This is a genomic window from Nakamurella endophytica (assembly GCF_014646215.1).
Lineage (GTDB): Bacteria > Actinomycetota > Actinomycetes > Mycobacteriales > Nakamurellaceae > Nakamurella > Nakamurella endophytica.
The window spans coordinates 682,609-704,012 of record NZ_BMNA01000004.1 but is presented as its reverse complement, the minus strand read 5'-3'; the positions used below and the strand labels follow the sequence as shown (position 1 = coordinate 704,012).

At 75.6% G+C, this 21,404-nt stretch carries 17 protein-coding genes; 4 read left to right on the top strand and 13 right to left on the bottom strand.

The window, feature by feature from the left end; genetic code table 11:
* Nucleotides 1-1,374 precede the first annotated feature (1,374 nt).
* From IEY37_RS22170 to IEY37_RS13610, 8 genes are all read right to left on the bottom strand, one after another.
* Complete coding sequence (locus tag IEY37_RS22170; protein ID WP_229674404.1) at nt 1,375-2,136, bottom strand: tetratricopeptide repeat protein; 762 nt, start codon at nt 2,134-2,136, stop codon at nt 1,375-1,377.
* Nucleotides 2,133-3,443, bottom strand: a complete 1,311-nt coding sequence (locus IEY37_RS13640) for an AAA family ATPase (RefSeq protein ID WP_229674403.1) — start codon at nt 3,441-3,443, stop codon at nt 2,133-2,135. The genes IEY37_RS22170 and IEY37_RS13640 overlap by 4 nt, the downstream gene beginning before the upstream one ends.
* An 89-nt stretch (nt 3,444-3,532) precedes the next feature.
* Nucleotides 3,533-5,287 (bottom strand): sensor domain-containing protein, encoded by a 1,755-nt coding sequence (locus tag IEY37_RS13635; protein WP_229674402.1) that lies wholly within the window; start codon nt 5,285-5,287, stop codon nt 3,533-3,535.
* A complete protein-coding gene (locus IEY37_RS13630; protein ID WP_229674426.1) occupies nt 5,284-6,057 on the bottom strand; it encodes an alpha/beta fold hydrolase in 774 nt (257 codons plus the stop codon). The genes IEY37_RS13635 and IEY37_RS13630 overlap by 4 nt, the downstream gene beginning before the upstream one ends.
* A gap of 176 nt (nt 6,058-6,233) precedes the next feature.
* Entirely contained in the window at nt 6,234-7,949 is a 1,716-nt protein-coding gene (locus IEY37_RS13625) for a hypothetical protein (RefSeq protein ID WP_188942254.1), read from the bottom strand.
* Nucleotides 7,946-8,605, bottom strand: coding sequence for a hypothetical protein (locus IEY37_RS13620; protein WP_188942252.1), 660 nt, complete (start codon nt 8,603-8,605; stop codon nt 7,946-7,948). Before IEY37_RS13620 ends, IEY37_RS13625 begins: the two co-directional genes overlap by 4 nt.
* 588 nt (nt 8,606-9,193) lie before the next feature.
* Nucleotides 9,194-9,868, bottom strand: coding sequence for a GNAT family N-acetyltransferase (locus IEY37_RS13615; RefSeq protein ID WP_188942251.1), 675 nt, complete (start codon nt 9,866-9,868; stop codon nt 9,194-9,196).
* A 95-nt stretch (nt 9,869-9,963) separates the two neighbouring features.
* Nucleotides 9,964-11,292, bottom strand: coding sequence for an ABC transporter substrate-binding protein (locus tag IEY37_RS13610; protein ID WP_188942250.1), 1,329 nt, complete (start codon nt 11,290-11,292; stop codon nt 9,964-9,966).
* Nucleotides 11,293-11,422: 130 nt separating this feature from the next.
* Between IEY37_RS13610 and IEY37_RS13605 the strand changes: the two genes are divergently transcribed.
* Nucleotides 11,423-12,679 carry a cation:proton antiporter gene (locus tag IEY37_RS13605; RefSeq protein WP_229674401.1) on the top strand — a complete coding sequence of 419 codons (1,257 nt, stop codon included), beginning with the start codon at nt 11,423-11,425 and terminating at the stop codon, nt 12,677-12,679.
* An 86-nt stretch (nt 12,680-12,765) separates the two neighbouring features.
* Here the strand turns inward: IEY37_RS13605 and betA are convergent, their stop codons facing one another.
* Nucleotides 12,766-14,460 carry a choline dehydrogenase gene (gene betA, locus IEY37_RS13600; RefSeq protein WP_188942249.1) on the bottom strand — a complete coding sequence of 565 codons (1,695 nt, stop codon included), beginning with the start codon at nt 14,458-14,460 and terminating at the stop codon, nt 12,766-12,768.
* Between the two features lie 224 nt (nt 14,461-14,684).
* On the opposite strand from betA, the gene IEY37_RS13595 reads away from it, so the two are divergent.
* A complete protein-coding gene (locus tag IEY37_RS13595) occupies nt 14,685-15,530 on the top strand; it encodes an IclR family transcriptional regulator (protein ID WP_188942248.1) in 846 nt (281 codons plus the stop codon).
* Nucleotides 15,531-15,604: 74 nt separating this feature from the next.
* Here the strand turns inward: IEY37_RS13595 and IEY37_RS13590 are convergent, their stop codons facing one another.
* The 3 genes from IEY37_RS13590 to IEY37_RS13580 are packed head-to-tail and all read right to left on the bottom strand — an operon-like array spanning nt 15,605 to nt 18,334.
* Nucleotides 15,605-16,726: an aromatic ring-hydroxylating oxygenase subunit alpha gene (locus tag IEY37_RS13590; RefSeq protein ID WP_188942247.1), complete on the bottom strand. Its 1,122-nt coding sequence runs from the start codon at nt 16,724-16,726 to the stop codon at nt 15,605-15,607.
* 55 nt (nt 16,727-16,781) lie between these two features.
* Entirely contained in the window at nt 16,782-17,966 is a 1,185-nt protein-coding gene (locus tag IEY37_RS13585) for an NAD(P)/FAD-dependent oxidoreductase (RefSeq protein ID WP_229674400.1), read from the bottom strand.
* A complete protein-coding gene (locus tag IEY37_RS13580; protein ID WP_229674399.1) occupies nt 17,963-18,334 on the bottom strand; it encodes a bifunctional 3-phenylpropionate/cinnamic acid dioxygenase ferredoxin subunit in 372 nt (123 codons plus the stop codon). The genes IEY37_RS13585 and IEY37_RS13580 overlap by 4 nt, the downstream gene beginning before the upstream one ends.
* Nucleotides 18,335-18,724: 390 nt before the next feature.
* Here IEY37_RS13580 and IEY37_RS13575 point away from each other — a divergent pair, with 390 nt between their 5' ends.
* Both IEY37_RS13575 and IEY37_RS13570 read left to right on the top strand, forming a co-directional pair.
* Nucleotides 18,725-19,060, top strand: a complete 336-nt coding sequence (locus IEY37_RS13575) for a histone-like nucleoid-structuring protein Lsr2 (RefSeq protein WP_188942245.1) — start codon at nt 18,725-18,727, stop codon at nt 19,058-19,060.
* A 15-nt stretch (nt 19,061-19,075) separates the two neighbouring features.
* A complete protein-coding gene (locus IEY37_RS13570; protein WP_188942243.1) occupies nt 19,076-19,915 on the top strand; it encodes an SDR family oxidoreductase in 840 nt (279 codons plus the stop codon).
* A gap of 30 nt (nt 19,916-19,945) precedes the next feature.
* Here the strand turns inward: IEY37_RS13570 and IEY37_RS13565 are convergent, their stop codons facing one another.
* The gene (locus IEY37_RS13565) at nt 19,946-21,238 is read right to left on the bottom strand and encodes an N-acetylmuramoyl-L-alanine amidase (protein WP_229674397.1); all 1,293 of its coding nucleotides are present in this window, start codon (nt 21,236-21,238) and stop codon (nt 19,946-19,948) included.
* Nucleotides 21,239-21,404 lie beyond the last annotated feature (166 nt).

Sequence of the window (21,404 nt, the reverse complement as noted above, 5' to 3'; positions counted from 1 at the left end):
ACCGCCCGGACCCGCCGGTCCAGGGCGGCCCGGCGCCGCACCGCGGTCACCGACGCGGCGACCAGCCCGAGGGCACCGGCCAGGGCCGCGGCGGCACCGGCCGCACCGACCGGCGGCGCCGCCAGCACGGCGACCCCGGCAGCCAGGGGCAGCAGCACGCCGCTCACCAGGAGCACCAGCGCCGCCCGCCGGGCCGCCGGGAGGGCGAGCAGGGGTCGGCGGGCGGCCCGCGGAAGGCGGGTGAGCACCCGCCCGGCGGCCAGCGCGCCGAGCAGCGCGCAGCCCAGCAGGAGGACGGCTCCGACCCGCACCGCGTCGCGGTCCTGGCCGCCGTCGACCGGTCCGGCCGGTGCCGTGGCCGTCGCGACCAGGACCAGCGCCGCGAGCAGCAGGCAGGTCGCCACCGTCGCGCACCACCGGTGCAGCGACCGCCGCAGACGTCCCACCGGCGGCGGGTCCGGTCGCAGCACGGCGCCGGACGGGTCCGGGCCGGGTGCGGCCGCAGGCCGGCCGCCGGTGCCCGCCGGTCGTCGCGCGGCGTACTGCGCCCCGGGGAAGCCGGGCAGGTAGTCGGTGCCCCTGGTCCACAGCAGCCACGGGCCGAAGATCGCCGCGACCGCGAGCAGGCCGCCGCCGACGGCCGGCCCGGCCACCGGCAGCATCGGGGCGAAGAACGCCGGTAGCGCCAGCAGGCCGGCGCGGACCGGCCAGCGCAGGCTGGTGGACACCAGCCCGCGGGTGACGACGGCATCCAGCCGGGTCCGCGGCCGGACCACCCACCAGGCGGCGGCGACCGCCGCGAGAGCGGCCACGCCGGTGGCTGCCACCCACAGGCGCAGCGGGCCGGCCGGGTGCACCGCCGACCAGGGGAGGACGACCGCCGCGCCCGCGAGCACGGCCACCGACAGCACTGTCCGGACCCGCAGGAAACCGGTCACCACCGCCCGGGCGTCCGGGATCACCGCGGCGAAGGTCCGCAGGGACCGCAGCCGGATCGTGCCCAGGATGGCCAGGTACCAGAGCAGGGCGCCGAGTGCGGCGCCCAGCAGCAGGGTGTCGGCCGCCCGGCCGAGCACCAGCCCCGCCACCCCGATCGCCGCCAGGAGCGCGCCACCGCCGAGGTCGAGGACCGCGCCCGCGGTCCGCAGCCGGCGGCGGAGCAGCCGGCGGAGCGGCGGTGACCCGCGGTACGTCGCGGCGAGCGCGACGGTGCGGGCGACGGCCACCACCGGCAGCACGGTCAGCGTGCAGGCCATCGGGATCCAGCGCCAGGTGCCGGGCAGCCAGACGGCGAACAGTGCGACAGCGGTGAGCAGGGCGCCCCAGGCCAGCCGCCGCTGCAGCCGCAGGGTCAGCCACCGGTCGACGTCCGGGTCACCGGCCGCCGCCATCGCCGTGACGACGCCGGAATCGTCCACGACGTCCGCGCGGCGGCGGTGCTGCACCACCGGCGGGGGCCAGGCGGGGGCGACGGTGCGGGGGTCGAACAGCGACTCGACCACCTGCCAGCGCAGCTCGGTGCGCGCCTGCGGGTCGGCGGTCACCAGCGCGGTCAGCCGGCTCAGTGCCCAGCGACTGCCCGACCGGTCCAGCCGGGCGAGCAGTGCCTGCGCGTCGGGGTGGTCGGGCTCGACGGCCAGGATGCTGCCGGTGGCCGCGGCCGCCCGCTGGTCGTCGTCGGTGGCGGTAGGCCAGCGCCAGGGCGAGGACCGCGTCGGCGTCGTCCGGGTCGGACGCGATGGCCAGCTTGGCGACGCCCAGCGCGGACAGCGGCCGGTCCGCCGCGCGCAGGCACGCGGACAGCGAGATCAGCGCCGCCGCCGTCGCTCCGGCCACGCGGACCGCGTCCTGGGCCGCGGCCACCGCCTGCGCCGCCCGTCCGGTCCGGGACAGCACGGCGGCCAGCAGCCGCAGCGCCCACTCGTCGTCCGGTTCCACGGCCAGCGACGCCCGCACGGCCGTCTCCGCGGCGGCGAGGTCGCCGGCGTCCAGGTGCGCGCGCGCCGCCCAGCGGAGTGCGTCGGCGTCGTCCGGGCTGTCGGCCAGGTGCGCGCGGATGTCGTGCAACGCCTCGGCGGGCCGCCCGGTCTCCAGCAGCGCCTGCCACTGCCGGCGCCGCCCGGGGGCGGCCGTCACAGCAGCTTCCGGCCGGCCAGGTAGGCGAGCAGGTCGTCGTACTCGCCGCCCGCGTTGCCGTAGGCGACCACGTTCCGGGCGGACTGCAACCACGGCACGGTGGACGGGCCGATCTCGGTGAGCACCCGTTCCAGGTCGGCCATGCCGATGGGCCTGACCTGCCCGGTGCGCATGGAGTCGGCCAGCGCCAGCTCGGCCGCCGAGTCGCACAGGTGCCGGATGTCCGCGCCGGAGAAGTCCTCGGTCGCGGCGACCAGCCGCTGCACCGAGATGCCGGCCACGGGGCGCGAGGACAGCTGCGCCACCAGCATCGCCCGCCGGGCCCCGGCGTCCGGGGGGAGCACCAGCAGGGTGCGGTCGAAGCGTCCCGGCCGCCGCAGGGCCGGGTCGACGTCCCACGGGGCATTGGTCGCACCGAGGACGAACACGCCCTCGTTGTCCTCGGCGACCGAGTCGAGCTCGGTCAGCAGCTGCTGGACGGCGCCCCGCAGACCCGACCAGCCCCCACTGATCCGCGACCGGCGGTGGCCGATGGCGTCGACCTCGTCGAAGAACAGCACGCACGGCCCGTGGCGGCGGGCGAACCGGAAGATCTGCTGGATGTTCTTCTCGGCGGCGCCGAGCCAGCCCTCCAGCACGTCGGCCATCGACACGCTGGTGAAGGCCGCGCCCATCTCACCGGCGACGGCCCGGGCGATGTAGGTCTTCCCGACCCCCGGCGGCCCGTAGAGCAGCAGGCCGCCGTGCAGCCCCTTGCCGAAGGCGGCCGCGAGCTCGCGGTTGCGCAGCGGGCCCAGGAACGCGACCTCGAGCCGCTCCTTCACCTGCTGCATGCCGGCCACGTCGGACAGCCGGGTGTCGACGCGGCGCTGCACGTCCAGCGGGGCCCCGTCGAGCTCGTGCTGGGCGAACGGCGCCGGGACGTCGACGGCCACCTCGTCCTCGGCCGCCGCCCAGTCGTACCCGGACAGCTCCGCGGCAGCTCCGCTCCGGTCGGCGCGGGCGCCGGCGTCGGCGTCGGCGTCGGCACCGCGCGGCGCGGCGGAGACGTCGGCCGCCCCGGCGGCGGCGGTCTGCGGATCCGCGCCGGCCGCGGGACCGGCGGACAGGATGCGCTGCAGCGCGGCCACCGCCGCGGCCGAGCCGGGTTCGCGGCTGACCGCCAGCGCGGCGGCGGCGACGGCGTCGTCCCGGTGGCCGTCCTGCAACAGCAGGTCGGCCAGGTGCAACCGCACCGCGGTGTTGGCAGGGTCGGTGTCGAGCACGGACCGCAGTGCCGCGATCACCGCTGCATGGTCGCCGGGCACCGTCGGAGTCTAGGTGGGACGTCGCGCCCGCACGGCCGGTCCGGCCGACGGCACCCGGGCCCGGCCGTCCCGACGGGGGCGCGACCGGCTCAGCCCTGTGCGGCGCACCAGCGCAGGAACTCGTCCACCGGCACCGGGCGGCTGTACAGGTAGCCCTGGGCCAGGTCGCACCCCAGCGCGGCGAGGGAGGCGCGCTGCGCGTCGGTCTCCACGCCCTCGGCGACGGCGTGGATGCCGATCGCGTGCGCGAGCTGCACGCAGCTGGCGACGATGGCCTCGTCGCCGTCGCTCACCCCGAGTCCGGCGACGAACGACTGGTCGATCTTCAGCTCGTCGATCGGGAACCGCTTGAGGTACGTCAGGCTCGAGTAGCCGGTGCCGAAGTCGTCGACGGCCAGCACCACGCCGAGCCGGGCCAGCGCCTGCAGCGACCGCAGCGCAGCGTCCGGGTCCAGCATCAGCGCGGTCTCGGTGATCTCCAGGGTGAGCAGCGACGGGTCCAGGCGGTGCCGCTGCAGCGCGTCGGTCACCAGCCGCACCATGTTGCGGTCACCGAGCTGGCGCGGCGAGAGGTTCACCGCGACGCCCAGCCGGCGGCCCGCGACGGGCTGCCAGCCCGCCGCCTCGGCCACGGCCGCCTCGAGCACCCACGCGCCCAGCTCCCGCACCAGGCCCGAGTCCTCGGCCAGCTCGATGAACTCGCCGGGGGAGAGCAGCCCGCGGGTGGGGTGCTGCCACCGCACGAGGGCCTCGGCGCTGTGCACCGCCCCGCCGTCCAGTTCGATCCGCGGCTGGTAGTGCAGCACCAGCTCGCCACGCTCGATGCCGTGCCGCAGCTCGCCGACCCGCCGGAGCCGGTCGGCGGCCGGGTCGTTGTGCTGGGGGTGCACCTGCCAGCTGTTGCGCCCGGACACCTTGGCCCGGTACATGGCGATGTCCGCGTGCCGCAGCAACCGTTCCGGCGTGCGGGTGTCCTGGCCGGCGAAGGCGATCCCGATGCTGGCCGACGGGACCACCTCGACGCCGTCGATCAGCACGGGTTCGTTGAGCACCGACAGCAGCCGCTGCGCGAACTCCCCGATCCTGGCCGGCTCCGTGACGGCGTCGACGACGACGAACTCGTCGCCGGACAGCCGGGCCGTGACGGCCGTGCCGCGCACCGCGCCGCGCAGCCGGTCGGCCACGGTGAGCAGCAGCTCGTCGCCGGCCCGGTGGCCGAGGCTGTCGTTGACCGACTTGAAGTGGTCCAGGTCGATGAAGGCCAGCGCCAGCCCGGGACGCAGCGGCCCGCTGCCGTCGAACTGCGCCTGCAGGTAGCCGGTCAGCGCGGCGCGGTTGAGCAGGCCGGTCAGCGAGTCGTGCAGGGCCAGGTGGTGCAGGTCCGCCTCGGCGTCGACGCGCTGCGACTCCGACCGTTCCGCGGCCCGGCGGGCGGCGAGCAGCTCCCGCTCGTAGCGGCGGCGCTCGTGCGCGCTGAAGATGATCACCCGGACGGTGGCGGGCAGGTCGTCGGTGGCCGCGGTCCGGGCGGCGGACAGCAGCGCGGGACGGCGGGCGCCGTCGCGGCCGACCACCTCGACCGCCACCTCGGCCACCGCCCCGACCATGGCCAGCAACGGCTGGCCGTGCGTCGAGTACAGGATCTGGTCGCCGATCGGGAACAGCTTGGGCAGCGGGGTGCCGATCACCTCGCTGCGCTCGTACCCGGTCCACCGCAGGAACGTCTCGTTGACCCAGCCGATCCGGCCGTCGTCCCCGGTCAGCAGGTAGGCGCACGGCGCCTGCTGGAACAGCTGCTCGTAGGCCGCCGCGGACGGCACGGACACCGGCGCGAGCGGCGTCACGACGCGATGGACAGCGGGACGGGAGCGGTCGAGCGCAGGTACTCCAGGATGGCGGCGCCCGTCTCCTCCGGTGCGCTCACGTGCGGGCAGTGCCCGGTCGCGCGCAGCTGGCGGAAGGCGCTGTCCGGCAGGTGGCGGTGGACGTACCGGCCGACCTCGACCGGCGCCAGGATGTCGTCGGAGCACTGGAGCACGAGCGACGACGTGACCACCCGCCCCAGCAGGGCGCGGGCGTCGGTCAGGAAGGTGACCCTGGCGAACTGGTGGGCGATCTCGGGCCGCGTGCGGCAGAAGCTGGTGGTCAGTTCCTCGCCCAGCTCGGGCCGGTCCGGGTTGCCCATGACCATCGGCGCCATCGCGGTGGCCCAGCCGAAGTAGTTGCTGTCCAACGAGTCCAGCAGGCCGTCGATGTCCGCGGCGGTGAAACCGCCGACGTAGCCGGCCGACCGGTCGTCGACGTAGCGCGGTGACGGCGCGACCAGCACGAGCCGCGAGAACAGGTCGGGCCGGGCGGCCGCCGCGGCGGCGGCGATCATCGCGCTGATGCTGTGACCGACCAGGACGACGTCCGACAGGCCCAGCTCGTCGCAGATCTCGACGATGTCGCCGGCGTACCCGTCGATCGAGGAGTACTTGCCGAAGTCGTAGGCGTCCATGTCGGACCGGCCCGCCCCGACGTGGTCGAAGAGCACGACGCGGTGGTCCGACAGGAACTGGGGCACCAGGCGGCGCCACATGTTCTGGTCGCAGCCGAAACCGTGGGCGAACATCACGGTCGGTCCGTCGGGCCGCCCCAGCACCCGGACGTGGTTACGCTGCACGGATCCCGGCGGCATGGGATCTCCTCCTCGACTCCCGACGTCCGTAGCGTACGGTGATTTCCTGCTACGGAAAGCGATCGTCGGGGTCGAGATCGAGATCCACCCGGTCGGGGGCGGCGGCGTGTTCAGGCCGTGACGGTGGGACTCCGCGGGCTCCAGGCGGTGTTCCCGAACGGGTCGGTCACCTTGACCTGGTACCAGTGACTGCTCCCCGGCGCCAGGCCCGAATCGGTGTAGGTGTGGAACGGCAGGGTCCAGAAGTTGGTGCTGTACGTGGTCGTGTAGACGACGTTGCTCGTGCTGTCCCGGACGATCTGGTAGGTCAGCGCCTGGTTGTCGTAGTCCCACGCGGTGCCGTAGCCGACCTTGACGGTGCCCGCCGTCGACCGGGTCGCCGTGACGCCAGGGATCGTGCGGGGCGGGATCGTCTGGTACGACGGACCTCTCCTGTTCGGCGCGAGGGACGAGACGGCGAAGCGGACCAGCCCCTGCTGTGCCGTGCCGTTGACCGACGGGAACTCGCCGCCGAGCACGACGTAGCTGCTCGTCGCAGCCACCGACCAGGCCGCCTGCGACTGGCCGGTGTACGTGCCGATCGTGAGCTGCGGGTACCACTGCAGCATGGCCGACGCCGGCATGCCGTTGTAGTTCCACCCGTAGGAGTCCGGACCGATGTTCGTGGTCTTCGCCGTCGTGGTCTGTGCGAGGGCGTGCAGGTTCTGCCGCGGGTTCATCTCCGGGAACGCCCGGACGGCGGAGCAGTCGTGGGCGTGGCTGACGCTGTAGAGCACCTCGCCGACCGGCGCGACGTCGTAGGTGTCGCCGTGGCAGTCGTTGAGCACGGAGATGGCGCCGGTGTACGGGTCGGCGGCGAAGGTGCCCTCGAAGCTGGACCCGCTGCCGTAGGCGTAACCGGAGCCGTAGATGCGCACGCCGTCGGTGCGCAGGCTGGTGATCGCGCCGGACGTGGTGGCGTCCTTGATGGTGGTGTTCGCGGCCCACGGCAGGGTGGCACCCGTCGAGGTGGCCAGAGCGCCCATGCCGTACGCGTACTGCTTGTTCAACGTCGTGAACGAACCGCCGATGACGAGTCGGGACCGGTCGGGGGCCAGCACCATTGACCACACCGTTCCGTTGTCCACCGTCGGCGCCCAGGACAGGGGTGTGCCGGTGGTGGCGCTCACCGCGGCGACACTGAGCCTGGTCCTGCCGTTCACGGCGGTGAACCGGCCGCCGAAGTAGAGCGTCGTGGCGGTTGCCGCCATCGCCCGGACGATGCCGTTCGCGGACGCCGTGAAGCCGTTGTCGAGCGCTCCGGTGGCGGTGGTGAAAGCCGCGACGTGCCCGTGTGCGACCCCGTCGACCGAGGTGAAGTCACCGCCGACGTACACCCGGGAACCGTCCGGCGACGCGGTGACCACCCGGCCCTGGGCGCTCAGCGAGTGGTTGAACGTGCTGACCCGGGCCCCGGTGGTCAGGTTGTAGGCGAAGATGTTGTTGGCCGTGATCTCGCCGGAGCCCCCGGCGGCCACGCCCGGCGGCCGGGCCCTGGTGAAGCTGCCGGTGGCGTAGACCGTGGTGCCGACGATCACCTGGCTCCAGACCACGCCGTTGACCTGCCAGGTGGGCAGCGCGTCCGCGCTGACGGTGGCGGGCACGCCGGTGGCCGGCCGGGTGTCGGCTGCGGCGGTGCCACCGCCGACCAGCGTCCCGGACAGGGCGACGGCGGCGGCCAGGACGGCGACGGCCCTCCGGGCACCGCGCCGCGCGGTGGCCCGGCCGGCGCGGCGGCGGATACCGGGCGCGGTCGACGGGGCCGACCCGGGACGGGTGTCGTTCATCGGAGCCCTCCACGCAGCTGTGCGACGGCGTGGACACCGTCGAGGTCGACCGTGGCGGTGGCGCTGGCCAGCGCCGACGGCGGGAACGCGTAGAGGTAGGTGGCCGTCGCGGACGCTCCGGGCGGCAGTGAACCCGCGAAGTCCTGGGCCGTGTCGTCGTACACCGGTGCCGCGACCCTGGCCGGCGTGCCGTAGCTGGCCGACACCACCACCGCGCTGAGGTCCAGCGTGCGGTCCGAGCCGTTGCGCAGCTGGAAGGTGACGGCGGTGAACGGCTGCCCGGTGAAGTCGCCCGGTCCCCGGCCGGTCTCGCTGCCGTGCCGGACGCGTGCCACGGTCAGCACGACGCCGTCCGACCAGCGGGCCGGCAGCGACGCGGCGAACGCGCCGGCGGAGGCGGCGATCGTCGGGTGCGCGGGCCGGCCGTGCCGTGCCACCGGCGGGCTGCTCGGGGGCGCCGGTGGATCGCTGCGTTGCGGTGTGGCCGGTGCCGGAGCGGTCACGGTGACGCCGCCCCCGCCGGTCCCCGACGGCGCGCCGGCGCCCGCGGAGGTCTGCGCGGCGCAGCCGGTGACGAGCAGCGCCGCGCACGCCAGCCCGGCGGACCAGCGGCACGCGCGTCCGGTCCGGCCGCGGCCGATCTGCGGTGTGTCCATGAGCGCCCTCCCCTGGGCGTGGTGGGGAATGGGGCCGATGGCCTGACGGTCGCCCGCCGACCCGGCGGCAATCCCCCGGAATGCCTACCGGGTGATGATGGCACCCGCGGGACCGCTTCGGCAGATGGCTGCCGGAAATATCGACAGACAGTGACCGGAATGTGTCGCATTCCGCCGTGCGGCGCGCGGAGCATGGCGACCGGCAGGCGGTCGCGGCGCCGGCGGTGGCGCGCAAGGACGCGCTGCCTCGCGAAAGTCCCCCCTTCGGGCGAGGTCTCGCCGCCCACCCGGTCGGCGCGGAATGGTCGGAACCCGGCGCGGACGCCGACCTGGCCGCCACCGACGCCACACCGCGCGGGCGCGGACCGACGAGCCGGAGGAATGGCGACCACTCGTTCTCGCAGTATTTCCCCAGCATTTCCCCGGATGTCGGCGTCCGTCCGGGCGGTCGCCACGTCCGGCGGCCACCCCTGGGGGTGGAGAGCGTCTCGCGGTGAGCGGCCCGGCCCGGGACCGCCGAGCGGCGCGGCCGGCGACCCGACGACGCCGCCCCACTCTCCGTGCCGGCCGCCGGATCGGTGCCGCCGGTCAGCTGCCCTGCAGGTCCTCGCGCAGCACGGCGTAGGTCGCGACGTCCCGCCGCACGCCGCCGCGCAGCTGGGCGCCGCGGGCGACGCCCTCCTGCCGGAAGCCCGCCCGCTCGAGCGCCTTGCGCTCGCCGATGTTGTCGACGTCGGTCTCCGCCTCGACGCGGTCGAGGTCGGTGGTGGCGAACAGGTGGCGGGCGAGGAGCCGCTGCGCCGCGGCCGCGACCCCCTGCCGGCGGTGCGCCAGATCGACGTAGACACCGATCATCCAGGCGCTGCAGGGATAGCTGGGTCCGTGCAGCACGGGGATGTAGGACACAGCACCGGCGTAGGCGCCGCGGTGCAGCACGACCAGCGACCGCCCGGGCACGTCGACGGGCAGCGGGCGGGGGTCGCTGTCGACCGCGAAGTCGTCGTCGACCTCGGCCGGGGCGACCACCGCGGCGTCCCCGGCCACCTCGTCGTCGTCACCGGCATCGAGGACGTCCTCCGCGGCGGCCGGCCCGGGGCCGCTGCCGCCCGCCGGGCCCTCGGGGGTGCCGTCGGAGCGGCCGGGGTGGGCCGCAGCCGCGTCGGCATCGCCGCCGCCGGCGGCGGCCCTAGCGTCCCGCACCGTCAGCCAGACCTGGGCCAGGGCCACCGTCCCGTCGTCGACGACCACCGAGACCCGTGCCACAGCGCGAGTCTGGCACGGCGGTCCCGAGGCTCGCGGCGGGGCCGGCGGATCCGGACGACCGGCGGGGCCGGCGGATCCGGACGGGGCCGCGGTCGTCACCGCGGCGGGACGTAGTCGCCGATGCCGGCCGCCGCCTGCGACCAGATCAACGGTCTCAGGCCGGCCTGCGCCGACAGGTCCGCCTGCGCCATCGACGACACCCGCGTCGCCGGCAGCGCCGACCGCACCACCAGGCCCGGGTCCGACGGCCCGAACAGCGAGTCCACCGGGGCCGGACCGACCGTGGTCATCGCCGTGGTCACGCCCTGCCGGGTCAGCGCCCTGGCGGTGCAGGCCTCGTCGAGCAGCCGGCCCCAGCCGGCGGCGACGGCATACCCGGACAGCAGCCGCGGACCGGGGGCCGTGCCGCCGGCCGCCGCGTAGGCCCGCGCCACCGCGGCCGCCGCGGGCTGGTCCGAGCCGAAGGCGGGCGTCTGCAGCCCGATCAGCAGCCGGTCCTGGTCGGTGGCCGGCACCGACGCCGGCCGGTACCCGTCCAGCGTGGTGACGACCGGGGTGGGGGCGGTTGTCGCGGCCAGCACGGCCCCGACCCGGTCCGGCGTGGTCAACGCCAGTACCGCGGCGGCTCCGGACCAGCCGGTGGTGCTGGCGCGCAGGCCGGCACGGACGTCCAGCCGCACGCCGTTCCGCCCGGCCCACCACCGGACGCCGGCCAGCGCGTCGGCCGCGTCCGAGGTGGTGTCGGCGAGGACGCCCAGCACGGTCCCGTCGACCAGCACGCCGGTGGACGCCAGGTAGGCCAGCGCGTTGATCGCGGTGATGTCCTCGGTGGCGCCCAGCACCACCGGACCGCGGGTGGTCAGCGCGGCGGAGGAGCCGCCGGCCTCCAGCACCGGCATGCCGTCCGCGGCGGCGGCGGCGTCCAGCGCCGACCGGTCGCCGGCGGCGGGCAGTGCCAGCATCCCCAGCACCTGTGGGGCCAGCGACCGGTAGCCGGTGAGCGCGCCCCTCTCCGGGTCCGCGGTCGCCAGCTCGATGGTCCTGCCGCAGATCCCGCCCGAGGCGTTGACCGAGGACCGCCACAGCCGGACCCCGGCGGTGAAGCCGCGGTCGAGGTCCCGGTCGGCCAGGACGCCGAGCGTGATGGCGGAGTCGGTGACCCCGACCCCGGTGAGCATCCCGTCGGGCGTCACCGGGGTCGGGGTGGTCGCCGGCACCGCGCCGCTGGGTGCTCCGGACCGCGCCGTCGTGAGGGTGACCGTGCCGGTGGACCCGACGGTCGTGGTGCCGGTGCAGCCGGCCAGGACGGGCACCGCCAGCAGCGCGACCGCGGCGACGGCAGCGGCGGCCCGGCCGCGGGGGCGGCGCCGGCGACGCGGGGGCCGGTGCGAGGTGCCCGCCGAGGTGGCGGCGGCGGCCGGCATGCGCCCAGGCTATCGGCGCCGCCGCCCGGATCCGCTGCGCCACGGGCCGGCGGGTGCCATGCTCTGCGCGTTCCCGCCGGGCCCGGACGGCCGCACGACCGGCCGCGGGTCGCCGGGCAGGAGGCAACGGGTGGTCGGCACGGTCGTGGTCGTCACGCTGGTGGTGGCGGTGGCGCCGCTGGTCGTCGCGGCGCTGCGCCGGGTGGTCCGGGTTCCGCTGGTGGCGGTGGAGATCCTGCTCGGCCTGGCGGTCGGGCCGAACGGCCTGAACTGGGTCACCGACCGCAGCCTGCTCGACCTGTTCTCGGGGTTCGGCCTGGCGATGCTGTTCTTCATGGCCGGCAGCGAGATCGAGTTCCGGGAGGTCCGCGGGCGCCCGCTGCGCCGGTCCGCGCTCGGCTGGCTCGTCTCGCTGGCCGCCGGCCTGGCCATCGGCATCGCGGTGGCGCCGAGCGCCACCGTCGGCGTCTACATCGGTGTCGCGTTGACCAGCACGGCGCTGGGCACGCTGCTGCCCATCCTGATCGACTCCGGCGACCTGGGCAGCCCGTTCGGCACGGCGGTCGTCGCGGTGGGCGCGATCGGCGAGTTCGGCCCGCTCGTGGCGATCTCGGTGTTCCTGTCCAGCCGCACCGCGGGGGCGTCGGCGACGGTGCTGGTGGCGTTCGTCGTGCTGTCCGCCGGGGCGATCGTGCTGGCCGCCCGGGGCCGGCACCGGGGCCTGCACCGGCTCAGCGCCGCGACGCTGCACACCAGTGGCCAGTTCGGCGTCCGGCTGGTGATGCTGGTGGTCACGGCCATGGTGGCGCTGAGCCTGGAGTTCGGCCTCGACATGCTGCTGGGGGCGTTCACCGCCGGCGTGCTCACCCAGTACTTCCTGGCCAGCGCCCCCGCCGCGGACTCGCGGGAGATCCGCTCCAAGCTGGCCGCCGTCGCCTTCGGCTTCCTGGTGCCCATCTTCTTCGTGGAGACCGGCGCGCACTTCGACCTGCCGGCGCTGCTGCACGACCGCCGGGCGCTCGTCCTGCTGCCGGCCTTCCTGGTGCTGTTCCTGCTCGTCCGGGGGTTGCCCGGGCTGCTCTCCGCACCGGCCGGCGCCAGCCGGGCGGACCGTGGCGCGCTGGTGCTGATGAGCGGGACCGCCCTGCCGATCATCGTGGCGGTGACGGCCATCGGGGTCGACCGGGGCGAGCTCCCGGAAAGCCTGGCCGGCGCCCTGGTCGGCGCCGGGCTGCTGTCGGTCCTGGTGTTCCCGGTGCTGGCGCTGCTCGTCCGCGGCCGCCCGGCGCCGCTCGGCACCGGATCCATGGTCGGCGACGTCACCGGGCCGCCCGCCGTCGCCGCCGGCGACGGGGTGGTCCGCGACGCCGTGCCCGAGGAGGCCTGAGCCGGCCGCCGGCGCGCCGGTCGCTTCGCTGCCCTACCAGCTCCGCCCGCCGCGCCGGGCCGCAGCGCCGCCGACGGACCGCCGGCTCAGGCCGGGGCCGGTTCTCCGGGGAGCGGGTGCCGGTAGAACGGCTCGGGCAGCGGCGGCAGCGGATCCGCGCCCAGGATGAGGTCGGCAGCCTTCTCCGCGAGCATCATCACCGGCGCGTAGATGTTGCCGTTGGTCACGTAGGGCATGACGGAGGCGTCGACGACACGGAGCCCCGGCACGCCGTGCACCTGCAGGGTCGCCGGGTCGACGACGGCCATGGGGTCGGAGTCCGGGCCCATCTTGGCCGTGCAGGACGGGTGCAGCGCCGTCTCGGCGTCCGCCGCCACCCAGTCCAGGATCTCCTCGTCCGTCCGTACCGAGGGCCCCGGCGACGTCTCGCCACCGTCGAACGGCGCCATGGCCGGCTGGCCGAGGATGTCCCGGGCCACCCGGACGGCCTCCACCCACTCGCGCCGGTCCTGCGCGGTGGACAGGTAGTTGAACCGCAGGGCGGGGTGGCGGCGCGGGTCGGTCGAGACGATGCGGACGTCGCCCCGGGCGTCCGAGTACATCGGTCCGATGTGCACCTGGTAGCCGTGACCGGTCTGCTGCACCCGGTCGCTGACCGTCCCGTCGTAGCGGACGGCGACCGGCAGGAAGTGGAACATCAGGTTCGGGTAGGCCACATCGTCGTTGGACCGGACGAACCCGCCGCCCTCGAAGTGGTTGGTGGCGGCGGGACCGCGGCGGCCCAGGATCCACTGCAGGCCCACCCACGGCTGCCGTGCCCGCGACAGGTACGGCTGCACGGTGACCGGCTGGGTGCACGCGTGCTGGATGTACACCTCGAGGTGGTCCTGCAGGTTCGCCCCGACGCCGGGCAGGTCGACGACCTGGCGGATGCCCAGCGGCCGCAGCACGTCGGCCGGGCCGATGCCCGACAGCTGCAGCAGCTGCGGGGTGTTGATCGCGCCGCCGCACAGCACGACCTCGCCGGCCGAGACGGTGTGCGCGACGCCGCCGCGTCGGTAGTGCACGCCGGTGGCCCGCCCCTGCTCGATGCGGATGCCGGTGACCAGCGACAGCGTCCGCACGGTCAGGTTGGGCCGGGACAGCGCCGGGCGCAGGTAGGCCCGCGACGCGGACAGCCGGCGGCCGCGGTGCACGTTCCGGTCGAACGCGGCGAAGCCCTCCTGCCGGAAGCCGTTGACGTCGTCGGTCAAGGGGTAGCCCGCCTGCACGGCCGCCTCGAAGAAGGCGCCGAACAGCGGGTTGCGGGCCGGGCCGCGCTCGAGCACCAGCGGCCCGGAGTGCCCGCGGTACGGGTCGGACAGTCCTGCCGCCAGGCAGTTCTCCATCCGCCGGAAGTACGGCAGGCAGTGCGCCCAGTCCCACTGCGCCATCCCGGTGTCCGCGCCCCAGCGCTCGTAGTCCATCGGGTTGCCGCGCTGGAAGATCATGCCGTTGATCGAGCTGGAGCCGCCGAGCACCTTGCCGCGGGCGTGGGCGATGCGCCGGCCGTGCAGGTGGGGCTCGGGCTCGGACTCGTAGCACCAGTCGTACAGCCGGTGGCCGCTGGGGAAGGTCAGTGCCGCGGGCATCTGGATGAACAGGTCCCACGGGTAGTCGCTGCGGCCGGCCTCGAGGACCAGCACGGACCTGCTCCCGTCGGCGGTGAGCCGGGCGGCGAGCGCGCAGCCGGCGCTGCCGCCGCCGACGATGACGTGGTCGTAGGACTCCGTGGCGGTCACTCGGCTCCGATCGACGGGTCGGTGGGGGACGGGCGGGCGCCGGATCGGTGGCCACCCTGCTGCGGGTCCGGTCGGCACCCGCACCGCCGGGTGCGTCGGAGGTCCCGGCCGCACCGGGAGCGCGGTCGGCGGTGCCCGGCCGATGGGCGCTGCGGCCCGGGACCTGTCCGCACCCGCGCGTCGGCCGGCGTGCGCGCCGCGGCCTCCAACCCTAGGGTTGCGTCATGGGCAACGCCGACGGATCCCCGGCCAGCGCGGTCCAGTCGGTGGACCGGGCCGTCACGGCGCTCGAGGTGCTGGCCCGGTCGGGGACCGCGGGGGTGTCCGAGGTGGCCGCCGCCCTCGGCGTGCACAAGTCCACCGCGTCCCGGCTGCTCGCGGCGCTGCAGGCGCGCGAGCTGGTGGAGGTGGCCGGCGAGCGCGGCCGCTACCGGCTCGGCTACGGGGTGCTGCGGCTGGCGTCCGCGATGGGTGGACGGCTCGACGTGACCACGCAGGGGCGCGAGGTGTGCGAGGAGCTGGCCGAGGAACTCGGGGAGACGGTCAACATCGCGGTCCGGCAGGGCCGGACGGCGGTCAACGTCCACCAGGCGCACGGCTCCGCGGCGGTGAGCGTCAACAACTGGGTGGGCCGGCCGACGCCGCTGCACGCCACCTCGTCCGGCAAGGTCCTGCTGGCCTTCGCCGACCGCGGTGCCCGGGCACGCACCCGCGGGACCGACGGGCCGCACGGCCCGTACGGCCCGTACGGCGCGGCGCGCACGGGCGGACCGGCCGGCACGACGACCGACCTCGAGCGCTACACCGACCACACCGTCACCGACCCGGACCTCCTCGAGGCGCAGCTCGAGCGGGTCCGGGTGGACGGCTACGCGGTCACCGTGGGCGAGTACGAGGTCGGTCTCAACGCCGTCGCAGCGCCGGTCTTCGGCGCCGACGGCGCGCTGGTGGCCGCGGTGTCGCTGTCCGGCCCGTCGTTCCGTCTCCCCGAGAGCCGGCTGCCCGAGGTCGCGCCGCGGGTGGTCGCCGCGGCGATCCGGGTCGGCGAGCGGATGGGCCACCTGGGCTGACCGCCGGCGGCCGGCCGTCACCGAGCCGTCACCGGGCCACCCTGCTGCCTGCACCGGGTCCGTCACCCGGCGGTTCACTCGCCGATGGCGGCGCGCAGCCACTCGTGGAACGCGCCGATGTGGTGCTCGCTCGGGACCAGCACCCCGCCGTCCCGGTACAGCCGGGACGACATGGCCGGCTGGCAGCGCTCGCAGGCCTCGAAGTCCTGCTGGTTGACCCGGTGGAACAGCTCGACCGACTTGCTCACGTCCTTGCCGGACTCGACGACGCTCGGCAGGTACAGCCAGTCGCACTCGACCACCGTCCGGTCCACGGCCATCGGGTACATCCGGTGGACGATCACGTGGTCCGGGACCATGTTGACGAACACCTGCGGCTTGATGGTGATCGCGTAGTACTTGCGGTCCTGGTCGTCGGCAAGCGTGGGGATGGGGTCGAGCCCGGCGGAGCCGTCGACGGTGAAGCCCTCGACGTCCGCGCCGAACGCCGCCCCGTGGTTGACGTAGTACTGGGCGGCGTAGCCGTCGGCGAACTCCGGCAGCACCTCGGTGAGCTCGGGGTGGATGGTCGCGCAGTGGTAGCACTCCATGAAGTTCTCGACGATCAGCTTCCAGTTGGCCCGGACGTCGTAGACGATCCGGCGGCCCACGGACAGCGTGTCGACCTCGTAGTGATCCAGATTGGCCACCTCGCCGAGCCGGTTCACGACCTCCTGCAGCACGGTGTCCTCGAAGCTGGGCGGCTCGTCGGCGAGCGAGACCCACACGTAGCCGAGCCACTCGCGCACGTGCACCGCCCGCAGGCCGTACTCGGTCCGGTCGATGTCGGGCATGCGGGTCAGGTTCGGGGCGGCGACGAGCTTGCCGTCCAGGTCGTAGGTCCAGGCGTGGTACATGCATTGGAACGCCCGGCCGACCGACCCTTCCCCGTCGCTGCAGATGCGGGCGCCCCGGTGCCGGCACACGTTGAGGAATGCTCGTATCTCGCCGCGCCGGTTCCGCGACACGATCACCGACTCGGCCCCGACCTGGACGGTGCGGAAGCTGCCCGGCCGGGGGACGTCGGAGCCGCGGGCGGCGCAGAACCACATCCGCTCGAAGATCGTCGCCTGCTCGAGGGCGAACAGCCCGGGATCGGTGTAGTACCGGCCGGGCAGGGTGGCGATCAGGGACTCCGGCAGCTGCGTGCTGGTCATCGGTGCCTCTCGGGAAGCCGGACAACGGGCGGGGGACCGGCGGGGCCGGCGGGGATCACGGGACGGCGGGGACCGGCTGCGGGGTGGCCAGGCTGCGGCGCAGCCGGGTGAACAGCTTGGTCTGGTTCATGCCGAGGACGGCGACGGGCTCGCCGTGCCGCCGGTAGACGGCCAGCACGGACGCGTCGGCGGGGTCGCCGGCCTCGACGGTGACGGTCTCGTCGCCGTGCCGACGGCCGGCGAACTGCACGCGCACCCCGTACTGGTCGGACCAGAAGTACGGCGGGCGCGGCGGCGGGTCGGCGCGGCCCTCCAGCAGCAGCCGGGCGAGCACGGCCGGCCGTTCCCGGGCGTCCGTCCAGTGCTCGACGCGCAGCGGCCGGCCGAGCACCGGGTCGAACCACGCCGAGCAGTCGCCGACCGCGTACACGCCCGGGGCGTCCGTCGCCCCGACGGCCGAGCAGACCACTCCTGCCGACAGGTCCAGCCCGCTGCCGACGAGCCAGTCGACCGCCGGCGCGGCGCCGATCCCGGCGACCACGACGTCGGCGGGGACGACGGTGCCGTCGGCCAGCTCGACGCCGGTGACCCGGTCGGTGCCCTGCACCCCGGCCACCGGCACCCCGCACCGGAGGGTGACCCCGTGGCGGGCGTGCAGCCCGGCGACCACCGTGCCCATCTCCTCGCCGAGCGGCCCGGCCAGCGGGGTGGCAGCGGCCTCGAGCACCGTGACGTCGAGTCCCAGACCGGCGGCGGTGGACGCCACCTCGGCGCCGACCCAGCCCGCCCCGATGACGACGAGCCGCGCCCCCGGTACCAGCTCGCCGCGCAGTGCAGCGGAGTCGGCGACGGTCCGGACGGTGTGCAGGCCGGCGGGACCGGTCAGCCGGCGCGCCCTGGCACCGGCGGCCAGCACCACGGCGTCGGCCGTCCACTCCCGCCCGTCCCCGGTGGAGACCACCCGGCGGGCCGGGTCCAGCGCCACCGCGTGGACGCCGAGGTGCCAGTCGACGTCCAGGTCCTCGCCGTCGGCCTCGAGGCGGAGGTCGTCGGTACCGACCCGGCCGGCCAGGAATTCCTTGGTCAGCGGCGTCCGGTCGTAGGGGCGCTCGGTCTCGTCGCCCAGGACCGTGACCCGGCCGTCGTAGCCCTGCCGGCGGAGCGCCTGTGCGGTCGCATGGCCGGCGAGCCCGGCCCCGACCACCAGGACCGAGCGGGGCGGTGCCGGCGGCACGCTCACCGGCCGACCGGGCCCCGCAGCACGCCCGGCGGCAGCCGGGGCGGCTCGGTGGACAGCGTCACCACGATCTCGCCGTCGACCACCTCGGCGCGGTGCGCCCGGACGCCCACCTTGGCCGGGGGTGCGTCGACCTCGCCGGTGCGCAGATCGAAGGTCGAGGCGTGCAACGGGCACTCGACGGCGCAGCCCTCCAACCAGCCCTCGGACAGCGAGGCGTCCTGGTGGGTGCAGGTGTCGTCGATCGCGAAGACCTCGCCGTCGTCGGTGTGGAACACGGCGATGGGCGGGTCGACCTCGTCCACCCGCAGAGCCTCACCGCGCGGCAGGTCCGCCAGCGGGCAGACGCGCACGGTCCCGGGCTGGGTCACGTCGCACCTCGCTCTTGCGTCCAGCACAACACGCCTCGCCGTCCGCAACAGCTTGCGGTCCGGTCCAGGAGGTGTCAAGGAGGCGCCCGCCCCGCGGCACCGTCGGCTCCCGGACGTCCGGGCCGCGGTCGTGGCGGCCCGCCACGGGGCGGCGGGACGTGGACCTGCCGACGATCACCGGCCGGGGTGGCGTCCGCGGGGCGGCTCCCGGAATGCCGTCGGTCACAGTTGCCGCTGCGTCCGGACGTGATGCCGCCATGCTGGTCCGACCAGGGAACGAACCTCCGGACGGCTGACGCGTCTTGCGACACGGCGACGGCCCGCGGACCGCTCGCCGCACCGGACAGGGATGATGTCGGTGACAAAACGCCGCACGACACGGAGGCATTGATGGCGCGCCAGGAGCAGGTCGAACTCGTCGACGACATCGACGGCGGCCGCGCCGACGAGACAGTGCGCTTCGCGCTGGACGGCGCCTCCTACGAGATCGACCTGAGCCGCAAGCGGGCGACCGCGCTGCGCAAGTCGCTGGCCGAGTTCGTCACCGCCGCCCGCCCGACGCGGCCGGCGCGCGCCACCGCCGTCCGCCGTCCCCGCCCCGGCAACGACGTCGGTGCCACCGCCGCGCAGATCCGCGAGTGGGCCGCCGCGCAGGGCATCGCCATCAGCGAGCGCGGCCGCGTCGCCGACAGCGTCCGCGAGCAGTACCGGGCCGCCCACCAGTAGCGGCGGGGCTCCCCGGTGCCACCCCGTCCGGTCGAGCCGACCGGTCCGCTCCCGTCCGCGGGCGACGATCCGACGACGGCCCCGGAACTCGCGTCCGGCCGGCTTCCGGACGCCGCGACCGGGGATCCGCGACCGGGGCGGGCGGTCGTCGTCGGTGGCTCCAGCGCGATCGGGCGCACGGTCGCGGTGGAACTGGCCGGGCTGGGGTACGAGATCGAGGTCTGGGGCCGCGACGTCGGGCGACTGGCCGCGGCGGTGACCGCGTGCCGGGCCGCCGGCGTCGCGGCCCGGTCCTGTTCGGTGCAGCTCGAGCAGCCGGACTCGGTGCGGGCTGCGCTGGCCCGGTCGGGGATCGGCGTCCCGGCACCACCCGGGACCCTGCCGCTCCGGGTGGTGGTGTGGGCGGCCGGCGTCTTCGACTGGGCGCCCGCCGACGAGGGGGATCCGGACATCTGGTCGCGACTGCTCGAGGTGAACCTGGTGGCGGCGGCGCGGGTGACCACGGCCGTGCTGCCCGCGCTGGCCGCCGCGGCCCCGAGCGCGCTGGTCTACCTCGGATCGACCGCCGCGCACCTGTCCTTCCCGAACAACGCCGCGTACGTGGCCAGCAAGCACGGCCTGGCCGGGCTCGCCGAGGCGGTCTTCCTGGACGTGCGGGACCGTGGCGTCAAGGTGTCCCTGGTCTCGCCCGGGCTGGTCGCCGCCGGCGCCGGGCTGCGGTCGCCGGCGGGACGGCAGCGACCGGAGACCCTGCTCGACCCGGCCGACGTCGCCGCTGCCGTGCGGTTCGTCGTCACCTATCCGGCGCGGGGCTGCCCGACGCTGGTCCGGGTCGAGCCGCAGCGCAGCCCCTGACCGGCCCGTGCTCCGCCGGGCGGCTCCGGATCAGCCCTCCAGGAACGCGACGACGCCGAGCGCCAGGGCGTGCGCGTACGCCCGCTGCCCCTCCGGCGAGCTCATCGTGGCGGCCTCGCGCGGGTTCCGCATGTTGCCCAGCTCGACGAGGATCTTGGGTCGGGTCGACAGGTTGAGGCCGGTGAGGTCGTCGCGGGTCCACAGCCCGTCGCTGCCCAGGGTGTTCGACGCCGGGAAGCCCACCTGCTCGAGGCCGTCGCGGATGGCGCGGGCGAGCTGCAGGGACCGGGCCGCCATCGCCGGGCCGTCGGTCGGCCTGCCGTTGGTCAGCACGTAGAAGCCGCGGACCTTGGCGTCCACCCCGTCGCCGTGGATCGACACCACGGCGTCCGCGTGCGCGTCGTTCTCGATGCGGGCCCGCTCCGGGGTGCACGGCCCCACGCCGTCGTCGCTGTGCCGGGTGAGCACCACCCGGATGCCGCGGGCGGCCAGCTCCTGCTCCAGGTACTGCGAGACGTGCCAGGTGAAGGCGTGCTCGGGGTAGCCGTCGTCGGTCTCGGTGCCGGTGGTGTTGCAGACGTTCTCGTACCCGTTCCCGCCGTCGATCTTCTGGTTGATGATCTCGGGGTGGTTGGCGTTGTCGCCGTTGTGCCCGGGGTCGATGGCGACGATCTTGCCGGCCAGGCCGCGGGCCGCCGGCCGGGAGGTCCCTGCCCGCGAGGTCGACGGCTGGGCGGTGCTCCGCGGTGCCGCCGTGGTCCGTGACGGGCCGGCGGTGTTCGCCCCTGGCGTCGTGCTGGGTGCCGACGTGCCTCGGGTGGGCACGGTGGGCACGGTGGGCACGGCGGGCTCCGGCGCGGCGGTCGCCGCCGGGTCGGCCGAGGTGGTCGCGGTGGCCCGGGTCGCCGGCGGGGTGAGCGTGGTCGTCACCGTGACGACGACCGGCGCCGGTGCCGTCCGGGGCGGCGCGGGCCGGGACGAGGTCGGCCGGGCCGGCGCCGTCGTCCGCGCGGTCGTCGTCCGCGCGGTCGTCGCCGCGGCGGTGGGGGAGCCGGGGACGGCCGTGCCGCCGAGGCCGGGGACGGTCACCTGCGGGCCGGTCGGGCCGGTGACCGACGCCTCGAGCACCGGCGACGGGGTGCCGGTCGACTCCCGCGGCTGCGCGGCCGGCAGCGTCCCGCACGCGGCCGTGACCAGCGCGAGGCCGAGCCCGGCGGCCAGCAGGGCGGCGCGACGGCCGGTGGCGAGGGCCGCCCGGCGACCGCGTGCACCGGCCGCCCGGCGACCGGGCCCGCGAGCAGCGTGGCCGTGTGCCTCTGCCACCCGTCGGCCGGCGGCTGCCGGGGACGGACTGCAGCCACCGGAGCGCGCTCTGTGATCCATGTGAACAGAGTGACAGATGTTGACTCGGGCGCAAGGGTGCCGCCGTCGTCCGCCCGCGGACCCGGCCGGCAGGGCGGACACCCCGCCCGCCAACCCGGGACGCCCG